The 16,158-nt window shown below is 43.8% G+C and carries 9 protein-coding genes; 4 read left to right on the top strand and 5 right to left on the bottom strand.

Annotation, left to right across the window (positions count from 1 at the left end):
• Nucleotides 1-76 precede the first annotated feature (76 nt).
• A complete protein-coding gene (locus tag ACZ5A8_RS09445) occupies nt 77-1,177 on the bottom strand; it encodes an AI-2E family transporter (RefSeq protein WP_464533552.1) in 1,101 nt (366 codons plus the stop codon).
• A 590-nt stretch (nt 1,178-1,767) separates the two neighbouring features.
• The gene (locus ACZ5A8_RS09440; protein ID WP_464533550.1) at nt 1,768-4,038 is read right to left on the bottom strand and encodes a phosphoadenosine phosphosulfate reductase domain-containing protein; all 2,271 of its coding nucleotides are present in this window, start codon (nt 4,036-4,038) and stop codon (nt 1,768-1,770) included.
• A gap of 382 nt (nt 4,039-4,420) precedes the next feature.
• On the opposite strand from ACZ5A8_RS09440, the gene ACZ5A8_RS09435 reads away from it, so the two are divergent.
• Nucleotides 4,421-5,686 (top strand): geranylgeranyl reductase family protein, encoded by a 1,266-nt coding sequence (locus ACZ5A8_RS09435; protein WP_464533549.1) that lies wholly within the window; start codon nt 4,421-4,423, stop codon nt 5,684-5,686.
• Nucleotides 5,687-6,764: 1,078 nt separating this feature from the next.
• On the opposite strand, the gene ACZ5A8_RS09430 is transcribed toward ACZ5A8_RS09435, so the two are convergent.
• From ACZ5A8_RS09430 to ACZ5A8_RS09420, 3 genes are all read right to left on the bottom strand, one after another.
• Entirely contained in the window at nt 6,765-6,887 is a 123-nt protein-coding gene (locus tag ACZ5A8_RS09430; RefSeq protein WP_464533548.1) for a hypothetical protein, read from the bottom strand.
• Between the two features lie 173 nt (nt 6,888-7,060).
• Nucleotides 7,061-8,218, bottom strand: a complete 1,158-nt coding sequence (locus ACZ5A8_RS09425; RefSeq protein WP_464533547.1) for a tyrosine/phenylalanine carboxypeptidase domain-containing protein — start codon at nt 8,216-8,218, stop codon at nt 7,061-7,063.
• Nucleotides 8,219-8,728: 510 nt separating this feature from the next.
• Nucleotides 8,729-8,914 (bottom strand): hypothetical protein, encoded by a 186-nt coding sequence (locus tag ACZ5A8_RS09420; protein WP_464533545.1) that lies wholly within the window; start codon nt 8,912-8,914, stop codon nt 8,729-8,731.
• A 435-nt stretch (nt 8,915-9,349) separates the two neighbouring features.
• Between ACZ5A8_RS09420 and ACZ5A8_RS09415 the strand changes: the two genes are divergently transcribed.
• The 3 genes from ACZ5A8_RS09415 to ACZ5A8_RS09405 all read left to right on the top strand — a co-directional run bounded on the left by ACZ5A8_RS09415 (nt 9,350) and on the right by ACZ5A8_RS09405 (nt 16,145).
• The gene (locus ACZ5A8_RS09415; RefSeq protein ID WP_464533544.1) at nt 9,350-12,013 is read left to right on the top strand and encodes a PAS domain S-box protein; all 2,664 of its coding nucleotides are present in this window, start codon (nt 9,350-9,352) and stop codon (nt 12,011-12,013) included.
• A 677-nt stretch (nt 12,014-12,690) separates the two neighbouring features.
• Nucleotides 12,691-14,403 (top strand): hydantoinase/oxoprolinase family protein, encoded by a 1,713-nt coding sequence (locus ACZ5A8_RS09410; RefSeq protein ID WP_464533543.1) that lies wholly within the window; start codon nt 12,691-12,693, stop codon nt 14,401-14,403.
• The gene (locus ACZ5A8_RS09405; RefSeq protein WP_464533541.1) at nt 14,400-16,145 is read left to right on the top strand and encodes a histone deacetylase family protein; all 1,746 of its coding nucleotides are present in this window, start codon (nt 14,400-14,402) and stop codon (nt 16,143-16,145) included. The genes ACZ5A8_RS09410 and ACZ5A8_RS09405 overlap by 4 nt, the downstream gene beginning before the upstream one ends.
• Nucleotides 16,146-16,158 lie beyond the last annotated feature (13 nt).

Genomic DNA, 16,158 nt, shown 5'->3' with positions numbered 1-16,158 from the left:
AAGAAGAATATATGACAGTCCTAACATCCTGCAATGATATAAAGCAATCCCTTTCGCCTCATTGAAAAATATTTCTTCAATCAATCCTGCAGGATTCTGCAGGATTTTTGAGGTTGAGGTCAGTCTGGGCTGCCAATTCAGGGTGGATTTGCTCCTGATAAACCCTGTAAGCTGCAACTAGCGCTCCCAGGAGAATAGGGGCTGCAAAAAAACCTGCAACTCCTCCCACAAAAGCCCCTCCTAAGAAGGCGAGCATGAGCAGCATAGGATGGATCTTTGACTTCAGGCTGGTCAGGAAAGGCCTGAGGATAAGTTCCGGAGGGCCGTAGATTACAAGGGAAGAAACTACAAAGAAAAGAGATGCGCTTTCAAATCCCTGTTCAAAGTAGCGTATTATAGCCAGAGGCACGAGCACCATATATCCGGCAAAGAGAGGGATAACTGAAGCTACGAAGATCAGGGTTGCAAGTGCCAGCACATGGGTAAATCCAAAAGCATAAAAGACAAACACTGAGGTTATGCTCACTATGAGGGCAGAGTAGGCATTACCTATGAAAACTCCTTTCAGGATAAGGTCCAGGTGAGCTGCATAGCGGTTTACAATTTTCTGGTAATCACCCGGTATCATGCCAAGAAAAGCACAGTAAAGTCTGTCCCCATCTGCAAGCAGAAAATAACAGAAGAAAATCGCAACTATGAAATTAATAACAAAAAGACCGATACTCTGGGCATATGATATTAGCCCTATGCTGCCGACTGCAGGGAGCAGGGAAGTAAAGAGGTTCCAGATAGCATTGTTTATCCTTTCAACATATTTATCCGGAATTTCCAGAGCATTTATAAAATCTAAAATTCCACCCATGACTGAGGTCTGGTGTTCAATAACCCAGGAGACCTGGTTAAGAATCTCAACAATTCCGGCTCCCACAATGAATACTATAGGAATAAAAATGAAAAGACTGGCTATTAAAGCTCCAATTTTTCGGTATTTTCCAAATTTTACCTGGATAGGCCTGGCAATATAAGCAAAGACTATCCCGAGCACTATTCCGTCTGCCAGGGGCAGCAGGATGAGTAAAGCAAAGAACAAAAGCACAGCTAATGCAATGGCTACTCCTATTTTCCATCGGCTGGCAATAAGCTGGCTGACTCCGTCAGGTGGGTAATTCAATCGCATTCTTCAGTTCCATATGATGAGTAAGTTATAGCAATTCAATAAATTAATTAATGTATTAATTATGTAGAGTAAGAATAATTAAATTCATGATTAAATTGATGATTAAATTGATGAATTGGAAGCCGAGGTCTTTAATTATGGGAAGCTGAGACCTTGAATTAGACCAGGTAAGAAGGATGCAAACATTGTTAAGTTTAAAGTTAGATGCAAACAGGATCAAATTCATTACTGGAAAGTTTAGCCAGTACGTACAGAGTTAGGTCCGGTAAACAACAGGAGATATCAGCTATTACCGGGAAGTTTCTAGGGTATGCCATCTAGAGAGGCAGGGTAACATTCTAGGTATAATATGGAAATATAATTAGAAACTATTTAAAAATATCACAGAAATGTGAAAAAACAGCAAATTCAGAACTTATAATTAAATTTTTGGTCATTCAGGGTCTTTGCTTACTCAAAACAAGGGTTGTCTGTGATTAAACAACTGAGAGTTTTCACTCAGATTTCACTCAGACTACTCTGGCCGCTTGAAATAGTATCATTAGATTGATTCCAGACCGCCAGAGTTCCTTGTACTAACATTTTCTGATTCAAACCTTCAGTTTTTCATCCAGCCCGGGCACAAGTTTGTCAAAATATCTTGTTACCACACAGGACTCCATGCATTTTCCACACCTTATACAGGTTTCACTTACATGAGGCTTTCCTTCTTTAATTGAAACTGCTCCGACAGGGCAGGCTTTTTCACAGATACCACATCCCGTACAGCGGGAAAGCCTTACAAACTGTTTTGCAGCCTTTTTAAAAAGGCAGACAGCTTTTTCCTTTGTTTCCGAGCTTACTAGCAGGTTTCCATTAGAGAAAAACTTCACAGTCCCGTTCCCGGTTTTGACCAGCAGCATGCCCAGTTCTTCTGCGTAGACAGTCTTTCCAAGTACATTGATGAAATCCGCAGCCTCTTTTTCCCTGATGCCTCGGATTCCTGCCTCGACAGAAAAGCCTCCTGCTTTGCAGGGGGAAATTCCTCCCACGACCTCAATTTCAAAGTCTTCAGCTTTTTCTTCCGGCAGGACAGAGATCCCAAGCTCCTCTGCCAACCTGAGCATTTTCGGGGGCAGTTCTTTCCAGCGCCAGAACCCGTGCTCTACGAACTTTTCCGAGAGCCCGCGCATTTTTGCCCACTCAAGCAGGAAGGCATTCCACCTCGCATGCATTTCAGGGTGCAGATCCTTTACCCTGGCATACTCGGCAGCAAGGGCAGACGGGCAGAGCCAGCAACCGACCCTTTCAAAGCCCAGGTCGTAGAGCGGGTTGTATAAAAGCCCTCTCCAATGGATATAGAGCCAGACTTCAAGTGCACGCCAGTCCCGGATAGGGAAAATATTGAGCTGTGTCGGAACGAAGGGGTTTGTCTCACTCGCCGCAATTCTTGCCCTGGAAAAAGATTCATGCTTCCGCTTGCCGTCTATTGTCAGGTAAGCAACTGCATTTGCAACCTCCTTTTCCGGGAGAGAGTAGGCCCTTTTTCCTGTTTGCAGATCCCCTGCCGAAGCCAGTTTGCAAACCTTGCAGCACCAGCGGAAGTCCTTTGCAGGAGGTCCGAACTTTTCTACCTGATCCCAAAAAGCAGAACCTGAACTCATCTCTTCAAGGGGGACTTTCATCTCCCTGCAGAAACTCCGGGCAAACTCCACGGTCTCAGGGAATTCTATCCCCGTATTCAGGAAAAAAGCCTTAAACTCCCTCTGCTTGAGAGCAGCCTTTGCAAGGTCCAGCACGACAAGGCTGTCTTTTCCTCCGCTAAAGGACACATACACAGGCAGGTCCCGGTATTCATTTCTTGAAACAATCCCACGAATGGTGTTGATGGCATTTTTCCCCAGGATCTGCATATGCTTTCTGTTAGCATCTATGCATGCCCTGAGATCCGGAACTTCGGGGTGCAGGCACGCCTCGCTGCTGTCAACCTTTCTAACCCTGAGAACTTTTGCTCCGGTTTCTGGCGAGGATTCGGACTCAGATAGGGATATGAGTTCAGGTTGAACCCCGGTCTCGGATTGAGCTGAGATCTTAGATTGAGCTTCGGGCTTTGCCAGCCTCTTCAGATCTGTAAAATCCGCGCCGTCAATGTAAGAGACTCCGTATCCGCTAAGGCTGCCAGCAGTGACAAGGACGAAATCCCCTGCTTTTATGTTGCCGGTAAAGGAATCTATAAGCCCTGCCGGTATATTTTTTCCATTAAGGTGCCTGTTTGTTTTCTTAAGCTCGACTTTTCTGCCTTCCGCACATTTGATGAGAATTTTTGCTCCCTGAAGGGAAGGCTCAAAAATATAGTCCATTTCCGAAAGTTCAAAGCGTAACACTCCGAAAATGAAGCCGTCTAAAATGACTTCATCAGTTTTGTCTTCTCCTGGGATTTTATTCAGGAAAACAAGCCTTTCTCCAAGAGGATCGCAGCCAAATGATGAAATTAATTGCCCTGCAAGGATCTCGCGCTCATAAGGAGAGCAAAACCTTATATCGGCAGGCTGGGAAAGATGGATTATCTCGCCCTTATTACCGCAGATCCCGCATTCTTCCCCTAAGAGTGGCAGGTTGCATTTCCTGCACCAGAAAATGTAATCATCTTCATATTCGAAACGCGGAGAGGATTTTTTCTTTGAAAAAGATGCCATGTCCGACCGCTTTTCAGAGCCAGAGCTCTTTCTGGCAGAGGGTTTCTCTTTAAAACCCCGTGATTTGTTTTCTGCGCCTTTTTCGCGGGTTTGCGGACCCTTCCTGTCCTGACTATTTATATATGGACTGTTTCTTTTTTGTTTTTGTGAGCTGGAAGCCTGGTATTTTTCTTTTTTCTGATGCATGGGAGCCCTGACCGGTAGTTCGAAGAAATGATTAAGTACCTTATTGTTCAGTTTTCTGCAAGGATGCATTTATCGATATATCAATATTTTGAAAGAAAGGGAGATCCGTAAAATAAAACTGATGATAATTCTAAAAAGGTATTAAATGTGGTTTATCAGTAAATAGCCAGTTTTTAAATATAACATAAATCTTATATTTAAATTGTTATATTAACAAATTATATGAATCAGGGGTATATTAAACTTCCTGAGAAGCATTAAGGTCTATCTATAGGAAAGGAATCAGGTTTTCAGTAAAAGCCATGCATTTCATTCGAACTTGATTTACTACTCGAACTTAATTCGTAATTCGAACTTAATTGCGATTCGAATGTGATACTGTATGAGATATGATGTTGTTGTGGTAGGAGCTGGCCCTGTAGGTTCCACTGCTGCCCGATATGCGGCAATGAACGGAGCAAAAGTCCTTCTGCTCGAAGAGCATGCCTCAATAGGCTCTCCTGTGGGCTGTACAGGGCTTCTGAGCACAAGAGCTGTTAAAGAGTGTGATCTCAAGCCTTCGGACGAATTTGTGTTCAATTCTGTTCGCGGCGCTTTTGTGCATGCTCCAGATGGGCAGTGCCTGCCAATTGACGGGAAGCGGACAAAAGCGTATGTTGTTTCTAGGAAAAACTTTGACCGGACCCTTGCAGTAATGGCTGTAGAAGAAGGCGTTGAACTCTCCCTGAAAACGAGGGCTATAGGGCTTGAGAAGGAAAACTTCAAAGCCGAAAACGGGACAGAAAGAAGTGATAAAGAAAAGAACTCCCCTGTGAAACTCAAAGTACTTAAAAACGGCAAGCTCGAAACCATATCCGCATCTGTAGTTATAGGCGCGGACGGGGTAAAAAGCCGTATAGCCAGTTACGCAGACCTTGGAAAACCTGCGCGTGTGCTCCCGGGAATTCAGATTGAAGCCCCCTATGCCTCAGAAAACAGTGACTTTGTCGAACTGTTTCCCGGTTCTTCAGCTCCGGGTTTCTTTGCCTGGACCGTGCCCCTTGACGAAAAAATCTCAAGGATAGCACTTGCTATAGAGCCGGGAATCGCGTGCAAAAGCAGACACTGCGAGAATTCACCGCTTTTCTATCTTGAAAAATTCCTGCGCTCAAATCCCCACGTAAAAGCTAGGTACTCAGGAGGTATGCTTGATTTTGTAGTTGGAGGAATTCCTATCGGCCCTCAGGAAAGAACATATTCCGACGGCATCCTGCTCGCAGGCGACGCTGCAGGACAGGCTAAGCCCACATCAGGAGGCGGAGTCTATACAGGAGCTTTTGCAGCAAAAATTGCCGGAAAAATTGCAGCTGAAGCCTCCCTAGAAGGAGATACCTCTGCAAGCAGGCTTTCCGAATACGATAGGCTCTGGCGAAAAGGCCTGGAAAAAGAACTCGAAATAGGCATGAAAATCCATGATTACATGGGAAAGCTGGAAGACCACCAGTTAAACGAACTCATAGGCTCGTTAAATAGCCCTTCCATCCTGAACACAATTACCGAGTACGGAGATATGGACCACCCATCTGTCCTTATGAGGAAGCTGATGTTTTCAGGAAACTCACTGAGGCTCATGAGAGCCTTCGGGACATTTATAAAGACGCTCTTTTAAATGAATTGGCATTCGTAGCGTAATAAAAATATTCCTCACCCGCCCGAGTTTCGCTTCCCGAGTTTCGCTTCGGGAGCACGAGGTCTGTTTCACTCGCTTCGCTCGTTCAAGCAGACTCGTATAAAGGATAATTGCAGCTTTTTTTATAGCTGCATTTTCATAAAAACGATACGTAGGCTGGGAGGGTAGTTTTGCAGACTTACGGCTTTGTCCGGCTATCTTAGACTACCACCCTCACTCCTACGGCTCTCCGGCAATTTAACATGTTACAGCTCTGTGTTCACAGAGTCTGGCGATTTTCCACGAGCTTACGGTCTGTAGAGAGCAGAGGGATATTTGGTTCCCAGCCTATAAAATAGAAAAAGGATTGAAAAAAGGTAGCTGTGGCTATGGATTTTTATCGGTCTATGCGAAAAGGGAAGGAAGAGTTTTGGGCTTTAGGGGGGACAAAACAACCTTATTAGGCATATTCACGGAAATTTACCGCGCTATCAGCGCGGCTTTTTCATAATAATTAATCTTAATGAAAAAATGAAATATAAAAAATCATTTATAACATGTCTAATTTATAAAAATAACAGATTTTACTTCCCGAATTGCGCTTCGGGATCACAGAAAATCAGAGATTTCCTGGGAGTTGCACTGCAAGTTCAACAGCACAATGTCCTTTTCGCCCCGAATTGCATCTCGCTCGAATTGCGCCTCGCCCGAATTGCGCCTCGCCCGAATTGCGCCTCGGGAGTACGCGGTCCTTTTCGCTGCGCTGCGCTTCGCTCAAGAGGACTAATTTATGGTTCTAAACTACGAATCTCTATAACCGGTATAACCGTATTCACATAGTGAACCGTTTTTGTCACGCTCGACGAAGGAGAGCGGCCTTTCCCAAAAAGAAGAAAAAGAAAAAGAAAAAGAAAAGAAAATCAAAAATTAAAAGCTACTGGGAACGCTTGTAAGTAAGAACGACAAACTAACAAGCCGAAGCGGCAGAAAAAAGCAGTAAAGTACAAACAAAACAGAATTAAATCATACTTGAAAAATACGCTTTTCACGTGTGTTTTTATTAATTTTATTGTTATTTTCAGTTTTCTCCTTCCACTTCCCTCTTCTTTTTTTGAAGGGCCGCCAGAGAAGCTGGAGGGAACGTTTGTATATCCTGTGAATTAAAATGCGGCTTTCCGGGGCCAAGAGGATTGTTTCTCATGCAGGATGACCGTTTCTCCTTAGTATTAGGTTTCTTTTAGTTGTGTTAATATGTTCAGCTATTGTTTTTTTGGTGGGCGGCGGGCCGACCAGCCCTGTGCGGCGCAACAGAGAAAACAGAAGGGCTCAGTTTTGGCGTCTGGATAAGACCAAACAATTAAGCAGGAGCTGCCTTTAATTACGGACCACGGAAAAAGCAGGGGAAGGAAGGTTTGCTTCCGGGAGGTAGCGTGGTTGTTTGAGAATTCCTTCATCCAGCAGGTCCTTTACCAGTTGGAAGTGCTGGATACCTATTTTCCCGCAGTAAAGGATCTTCAAAGCCTCTTGCTCTGAGGGCTGTTTTTGTAAAAAGTCGTTTACTTTCCGAAAACCGCTCAGATATGCACAGTCTTTTGTGTAGCCTCCGGGTAGAGATGTATCACTAAGCCCTCTTTTGACTCTCAGGGCAAAGGTAAAAGCTTCTTCGAGAGGGAAACTATCTGCCAATTCGTCCACGAGCTCTGAAAAGGAAGCTTCATTACATATCGAAGCAGCCACAACCCTTGCACTGTACTTTCTAAGGTTTTCCGGCGACAGAACCTCATTTCTTGCTTCGTTATAGGCTGCAAGTCCCTCTTCGGTTTCCATATACCCCGGAAAACCCGAGCGGAAAAGCATAAGAGGCTGGAATTTTCCATTTTCTGCCCGAAAGACGTGCGTCCCGATTTCGTGGCAGAGATACCCTTTGACTCCGGCTTCAGAAAAAATGGCAGAAAAATCGATATGAACCTCACTGCATGCTGCATTTACTGCCATTTTCACTCCCCCTCCATCCGCAGGCCTGACCTCCCATTCTAGACCCAGACGTTTTAATTCCTTCACAAAAACGCCTCTGATATCTTCAGGACTCAGGTTTTTCTCTACCTGCTCGTCTTTTAAATCTTCAAGGTTTCTCCGGGCCTCCTGCAAGAGAGATTTTGAAGGGGTTCCGTAAAAGGCTGAAAGCTCACCCCCGAAATCCGGGGAATCTCTGTGAGTCAAAAGTTCACGAAAGCGAAGGAGGTAATTGATCTTTTTGATGTAGAAAGGAGCAAAAACAGAATCTTTACAGTACTCAAGTTTTCCTCTTATTTTTTTAAGTTCCCTGCAAAAGGCCCCGACTTCCGGCCCACAGCTTTCGTACTCGAAAACCGGGTCGTAAGGTTTGCTTTCAGTGTATGCCCTGAGGAACTTCTCTTTTTCTTTTCTGGTATTCACAGGGTTGAGATAGCGAAGAATATTCAGCTGCTTTTCAATATCAAACAGGCGCCTGTCATATTCAAGAACGCATTTTTCCGACTCTGCTGCAAACATCCTAAACCAGTTCCCTTGCTTATCTTTCTAACTTTTCCCTGTGTGTATTTTTTAGTAATATCAGGACTGATCAGTAAGAAGGCTAATCAGTGAAAGGACTGATCAGTAAAAGAAATGATCGGTAAAAGAAATGATCAGTAAAGAATGACTCTCTGACAGGTGGTAAAAATTCAATAAACTGGCACTTTTCAGTAAGTAGTCCCCCTATTATGGGTTAATCTTACATTAAACCCTGGATTATAATAGAGGATGCTGTTATCCAAATTTCCGATATTTTTCAAATTCCTAATATCCATCCCTAAAATCCATTAAACCAATTGAAATCGATTGTATCAAAGGGAACCCTGTGATTTCTAGTTTCCAGATTTCCTCATATTTAAAACAACACTTATGTACCTGTTCTGAAACCTCAGGCTCACCTCTAAATGGAAGTGTTCCTGAAAACGCCCCGAAGGCAGGACATTTTCAGAACAGGAAAAGCTTAAAAAATGAACTGTAAAAATATAATTCTTACTGACCAGTTTCTTCCAGTTCATTCAGCCGGTTTCTTTCGAAGTTCAGCACTTTCCTGACAATTATCTTTTTGGACCCGAATGCAAGGTCTTCGTTTTCAGGATATTTTTCTCTAACATACTCGTAAAGTTCCGGAACAGTCATATCGTCAAGTTTTCTTTTGAGCTGGTTAAAATCCTCCATAAAAGATACCTCTCTTGCAAAAAGCGAAATTATACTTACGTTTCCATATATCTGTCAGCGAGTTCCCAAAAGTATTTTAGAGGGCTGCTGCGGGTGCCTGCCAGTATTAATAAATCCCCGGTAATAGACAGATCCCTAATGATAGGCTTTTTATATATATTCATGTTCGGTAAAAAATGCGAATAATATCACATTACATTGTCACTTATTAATATTCCTTTAACATTATATCCAAAATATTAATATGTCAATAACTTTATCATACATGTGATTATCGGATAAATTTTCATAAAAACGAATTCAGGAAACCTGGAGTTACGGACAGAAAGACCCAAAATCTGGAAAACGTTCTAAGAAAAAAAGAGCAGGCACTTAAAGGCTGGGGGTAATAGCATAAACATTACTGATGGAGAATCCGAAGCAAAAGGAAACTGGATGGAAGAATTCCTTTTAAACAGCCCCAGCCCGGTTCTGAGGATAAAAAAAGAAGGAACAATTCTTTATGCTAACGAAGCAGGAAGAGCATTACTTGAAGCATGGGAGAGCGGGGTCGGAGAAAAGGCTCCTTTAGAAATCCAAAGAAACGTGCAAAAAGCCGCTCTTAAGAAGAAGCCGGAATACATGGAACTTGAAGCAGGCGAAAAGGTGTATTCAGCCACTTTCACACCTTCTGCTGACGGTAAATACATTATTCTTCATGCATCGGATGCCACTTTTTCCAAACTCGCCGAGAAAAAGCTATCTTTAAAGCTATCTTTAACGGATAGGCACCATGAAGCTCTTTCCCAGGTTGCCGAACTGGCTCTTAAAACCCCGGATATTCGAACCCTGCTGGACGAATCCTTAATTTTGACTGCTTCGGCACTTGATGTAGAGTATTGCAAAATCTTGAAGCTTCTGCCTGATGGAAATTTTCTGTTTGAGACAGGAATTGGATGGAAGATCGAAGATATGGGTAAGGTTATAAAAAGAGATGCAGCTTCGACTGCCGGGTATACAGTGCTTTCAAAAAAACCTATTCGGATAGAGAAATTAAACAGAAAAGGTTCCATTGAAGGAATGGGATTTAAAGGATACCAGGAAATAAAGAGTGGAGTGAGCGTCCTCATTGGAAGTGTTGAAAAACCCTATGGAGTGCTCGCGGTCCACAGTATAAATAAAGAAAGATTTACAAAAGAAGATACTTATTTTTTGAACGGCGTTGCATCCCTGATCTCGTTAACCATAGAGCGAGATGAGGTTGAGGGTACCCTCCAGGATAAAGTACATTTTCTTGAAACTCTGCTTGACACGATTCCGGCTCCCGTATTCTATAAAGACAGAGAGGGGATTTACCGCAGCTGCAACGAACTCTTTTCAAGGATGATTCTTGGGAGCTCAAGGGAAAAAGTAATAGGATGCTCTACAGATGGACTTTCCGAAGTGATTCCGGCAGAACTGGATAATATTTATAAAAGGATTGACAGGCAGCTGCTCCAGAGAGGAGGAAGCCAGGTTTATGAGTCCAGAGTCATGTGCTCTGATGGGATAACCCGGGATTTCCTTTTCAATAAAGCCGTATACAGAAATCTTAATGGAACTGTGGAAGGGCTCGTAGGAGTAATGCTCGACATAACCGGGCGCAAACGTATCGAAGACAACTTGTTAAAAAGTGAAGAAAGATATCGGCTGGCTGCCGAACAGACAGGCCAGCTGATATACGAGTTTGACCTGCAAAACGGCCATGTTGAATGGGCAGGGGCAGTCACGGAACTTACGGGCTACAGCTACAACGAGATGCAGAATTTTACATATTATGACTGGCTTGAGCACATTCACCCTGAAGAACGCAGAAGGGTGCAGCAGACATTTAAAATGTGCTGGAAGACAGGAGAAAAATTCAATGAAGAATTCAGCTTCCGGCGGAAAGATGGAAGCTATTTTTGTGTGGAAAACAAAGGCGTCTACCTCAGGGACGAAGAAGGCTACGTATGCAAAGCCCTTGGGGTAATGAAGGATGTTACTGAAATCAAACTTTCCTCGGAAAAACTGAAAGAAAGCGAGGAGCTTTATCGTTCATTTTTACAGAATTTTAAAGGGATCTCATTTAAGCTGGACAGGGATTTTACCCCACTATTTATGGAAGGGGCTGTTGAGGAAATAACCGGGTACACAGAAGAAGATTTTATCTCCGGCAGAATAAAGTTGTTTGATCTCATTGATCCTGAAGATATAACAATACTCGATATAAGCAGGGAAAAAATGAGCCATTCCCCAGATTCCATTATTGAATATGAGTATAGGCTCAGGCGGAAAGATGGAACTGTAAAGTGGGTTCATGAATTAATCCACAACATCTGTAACTCCTCAGGAGAGACCGAATTTATCCAGGGCTATTCTTACGATATTACTCAGAAAAAGAAAGCCGAAGAAACCCTTGCAAAAGCCGAAGAGATAGGTATGAGGGAAATTCACCATCGGATCAAGAATAACCTTCAGATTGTTTCGTCCCTTCTCAGCCTTCAGGCTGATAAGTTCAAAGATAAGAATGTTATTGAAGCCTTTAGAGAAAGCGAAAACCGCGTTGTCTCCATGTCCATAATCCATGAAGAGCTTCATAAATCCGAGGACACGACAAGCATAGATTTTGCAGCTTATCTCAGAAAACTGACTTCTGACCTTCTTTACTCTTACAGAGTCGGAAATGAAAAAGTCAGGCTTTTCCTTGATGTAGGTCATATATTCCTCGGAATCGACACTGCAATTCCCCTTGGAATAATAATCAACGAACTTTTCTCAAACTCCCTGAAATATGCATTTCCGAAAGGTACCGATGGGGAGATCCGGATTTCTCTTTGCAGACAGTCTGAAGCTTCGAGACATCGCGTTGCACCCGAAAAAGGAGCCGACACAGACTCAGGGGTATACCCCGGATTTACATTGATTTATTCGGACAATGGGGGTCGTTTCCCCGAAAACATCGATTTTGACAACCCTAACACCCTTGGTTTACAACTTATAAATGCTCTGGTTGAACAACTCGATGGGATGATTGAGCTTGAGAAAGGAGAAGAAACAAAATTTACTATCAGATTCGATGATAAGGGCCTTCCTGGGTAAGCCTGAAAAAAGCCGATTAAAGAGAAAATAACAGTTACCTCCTAGATTTTAACCCTCCTAGATTTTAACCCTCCCGAATTTTACTTCGAGATTGCAGAAAGTATTACTTCTTCAAGCCTCCTCCTTTTTACTCCTTTTTACTTCTTTTTATTTTTTTACCGCTTATATTTTCTTTTTGGAAAGAACCGCTAGACAAGCTGGTGGGGGCACTGATATGATTTAGAATTGAAGAGCGGTTTCCTGGAGTTAAAGGAAGTAACTAAAGGAAGTAACTCTTAATTTTTACTATATTCATAAATTCAGATTTTTAATAGTACTATAAATGGTCGTACAGACGATCAGCACTTAAAATGGTCGTACAGACGATCAGCACTTAAAATGGTCGTACAGACGATCAGCACTTAATTTGGCTGGCAGGCTGGCTACACCATTCAGACGCAAAAAATAGAAGAAAGCATTTAACCCGGGCATCAGACTGGATGGATTAGGCTCTACGGGCTCGGGATTACTTATTAAGAAGATGCCGTATAGACCTTACCATATCGAAACAAAGCACACACCTATTTCTATATCGAAATCAATTGGAACTGGCTATAAATTAAGTTAGACATAAAATGCAGAAAAATACGAAAAAAGCGACAGATGAATTCATTCAAGTGAGGATAGGCGAATTGTGAATGCTCATAGGAATTGATGTAGGGGGCACCACCACAGATGCGGTGCTTATTCGGAACGGAGAGGTATACAACACAGCTAAGGTTCCCACCGAACCAGCAAATCTTCTGAAATCTCTGCTTAATGCCCTTGATAAAGTTAGCAGAGAAGTCCCCCCGGAACAGTTTGAAAGGGTGGTGTTCAGTACAACCGTAATAACAAATCTTATCGCAGAGGGCAAAACTGATCGTGTGGCCCTGCTACTTGTTCCTGGCCCTGGCGTTAATCCTGCAAGCTATACTTTTCCTGGCAGCTTCTATCTTAAAGGAGCTATGGACTACAGGGGAAGAGAAATTCAGCCTCTTGATGAAGCTGAAGTTCGAGAAACGGTGAGACTAATCCGGGAGCAGGGGTTTTTCAGCGCTGCCATAGTAAGCAAATTCGGACAGAGGAACCCTTCCCATGAACTCAGGATAGAAGAAATTCTCATGGAACTGCACCCTGGCTGTAAAGTAAAACTCGGACATAAAGTATCAGGGAAACTGAATTTTCCGAGAAGAGTTGCTACTTCCATGCTGGCTTCTGCAACGGGAGAGCGTTACCAGCAGTTTGTTGAGGAGATAAAAAAGGCTATGGAGGAAAGAAATATCAGGGCTCCGGTATACATTCTTAAAGCCGATGGAGGGACTCTGCCAATTGAAAAATCAGTAGAGTTCCCTGTGGAAACTATTTTTTCGGGGCCCGCAGCAAGCACGATAGGAGCTCTTGCCCTTACCCCTGAAGGGCAGACATCTGTTGTGGTGGATATAGGCGGGACCACTACCGACATTGCCCTTATCCTTTCCGGAAAACCTCTTATTGGTTCTAAAGGTGCAAAACTCGGAAACTTCCTGACCCATGCCCGGGCTTTTGCCGTCCGCTCTATAGCTGTAGGAGGGGACAGCATTGTAAGGGTTAGAGAAACAGACAGTGGGGTCAGGATGGTAACCATAGGTCCCGAAAGGGCAGGTCCTGCTTACTGCATGGGAGGAGAAGAGCCAACTCCAACGGACGCTCTGAAAGTACTCGGGCTTATTGATATTGGAGACCCTGAACGTGCAAAGGAGGCAGTTGCATCCGTAGCCGTCTGCCTCGGTAAATCCGAAACAGAAACTGCTTCCCGGATAGTGGATATGACTGCAGAAATGATTGAAAAAGCTGTCAGGGAGATGTTTCTTGAGTGGGAACAGGAGCCTGCTTACAGGATATGGGAAGTCCTGCAGAAGAAAAAGGAAAGGCCTGAAAATGTGGTCGGAATAGGAGGGGGGGCAAAGGGCCTGATTTCAGTAGTTGCGGAAAAGCTGAGTGCAAAACCGATTATTCCCGAATACTCGGAAGTCGGAAACGCGATAGGGGCAGCTGTTGCAAGACCCACTCTTACCCTTAACCTGCGAATCGATACCCAGCAGAAGGTCTATTCGGTAGCTGAAGAAGGAGAAGTTGTAAGCCTTAACTCAACGAACATAGGGAATTTCAATAAAATGCGTTCAGAGGAAGCCGAAGCATTTGCAGCAAAACTCCTCGGAGAACGTGCAGATAGGTTTGGCATTTCCGAGTATGCAGATGAAGCCGAGATTGCTAACAGTGAGGTATTTAACGTAGTTGAAGGCTGGTTTACGGCAGGGCGGATTTTTGATATAAGTATGCAGATCCCTGCAGGCCTGATTAACGAATGGAAAAGGAGGGAAAAAGCATGAAACTCGGGCTTGGGAAAATTAAGGATGCACTCAAAGGCGGAGCCGAAAAAAATACCGGAACGGAGAAAGAAAAAGGGGAAAAAGAGAAAAATCAGAAAAAAGGAAAAGAGAACTACAGAGTAGAGAATTCCGGAAGATATCCTGAAAATAGTGCTAAAAATCATGCTAAAATTGACGCCGAAAACAATGAAGAAACTGAGCCTGAGAGATTAGAGGAAGTTACAATGACAATAAAAACTTCAGAGCAGCAATCTGAAGATAAACCGAGAAATGAATCAAAATGTGAATCAAAACATGAATCAAAACGTGAATCAAAACAGGAACTGGTAAATGAACCGGTAAACGGGTTGTTAAATGGATTGGTAAAAGAAACCATGGTCCCGGCAAACCAGACAGGAACCCGAAAGACAGGCCTTATTTTCTTCCCGGCTTTTGACTGGGCAATTTCTCCAACCCACCCGGAAAGAGAGGAGCGCCTCCTCTATACGCGAGATCAGATCTTTGAAGAAGGGCTGATGGATCTCCCGCAAATAGCCGAATACAAACCACGCCTTGCAGATTACAGAGATATTGCAAGGGTCCATTTCTGCGTCCCTGATATAAAAGCTCAGGCTACAACCCCTCACCTGATTGCAGCAGGCAGCTGCCTGGTTCTTGCTGATGCGCTCATGAGGGGAGAGGTTAAAAATGCTTTTGCTCTTGTCCGTCCTCCCGGGCACCATGCCATGACTGTAGCCCATGGAAACCGCGGTTTTTGCAATATAAATAATGAAGCAATCCTTGTCGAGTACCTGAGAAAAAAGTATGGGATCCGCAGGATTGCAATTGTGGATACTGATGTCCATCATGGGGACGGAACACAGGAGATCTTTTACAATGATCCGGATGTGCTTTTTATCTCCTTCCATCAGGATGGGAGGACACTCTATCCCGGATCCGGCTTCATGAACGAACTCGGAGGCCCAAAAGCCCTTGGAAGGACAATAAATATTCCTCTTCCTCCCGGGACGCCGGATGAGGGTATTCTCTACGTGCTAGGTGCCCTTGTACTGCCCATCCTTGAGGACTTCAAGCCCGAGCTTGTCCTCAATTCTGCAGGGCAGGACAACCATTACACGGATCCGCTTGCAAATATGCGCTTTTCCGCACAGGGGTATGCAAAATTAAATGAGAAACTTGCCCCTGATATGGCAGTGCTTGAAGGAGGCTATGCAATCCAGAGCGCACTGCCATATGTGAACACAGGAATAATCCTTGCCATGGCCGGGCTTGACTATTCCTGCGTAAAGGAACCCGATTTCAAGCCCGGGATGTTTGTCCAGGCTGCAAGGGACAGACAGATCCTCGAGGAAGTTATTGCAACCCAGCTCGAAAACTGGAAAAACCGGGACAGGCTTGTAGAAACAGAGATAGCAAAACACGGAGACTTTTATCGCCGGAAAAAGCAGATCTTCTATGACACCGATATGATTCAGGAATTTCAGGAAGAAACAGTCCGGATGTGCCCTGACTGCCAGGGTTACGTAACCATAGACTCTCATGCCCACAGAAGCATAAACGATACCAGAATATTCGGGGTCTCGGTCCCTATCTACGCCTGTGACCACTGCCAGGCTGAAGCCGGGGAAGAATACAGGAATAGGCTCAATTCTCCAGAATACGAGTATGTTTACCTTCAGGATAAGAAAGCGGACGAATATAGAGAATACAATATGAGGACAAAACAGGAAATCTCATATTAAGATCAAGAAAACG

Source organism: Methanosarcina subterranea (genome assembly GCF_055385895.1).
Note: the sequence above shows the minus strand (reverse complement) of the source record. Positions and strands in the feature narration are given on the sequence as shown.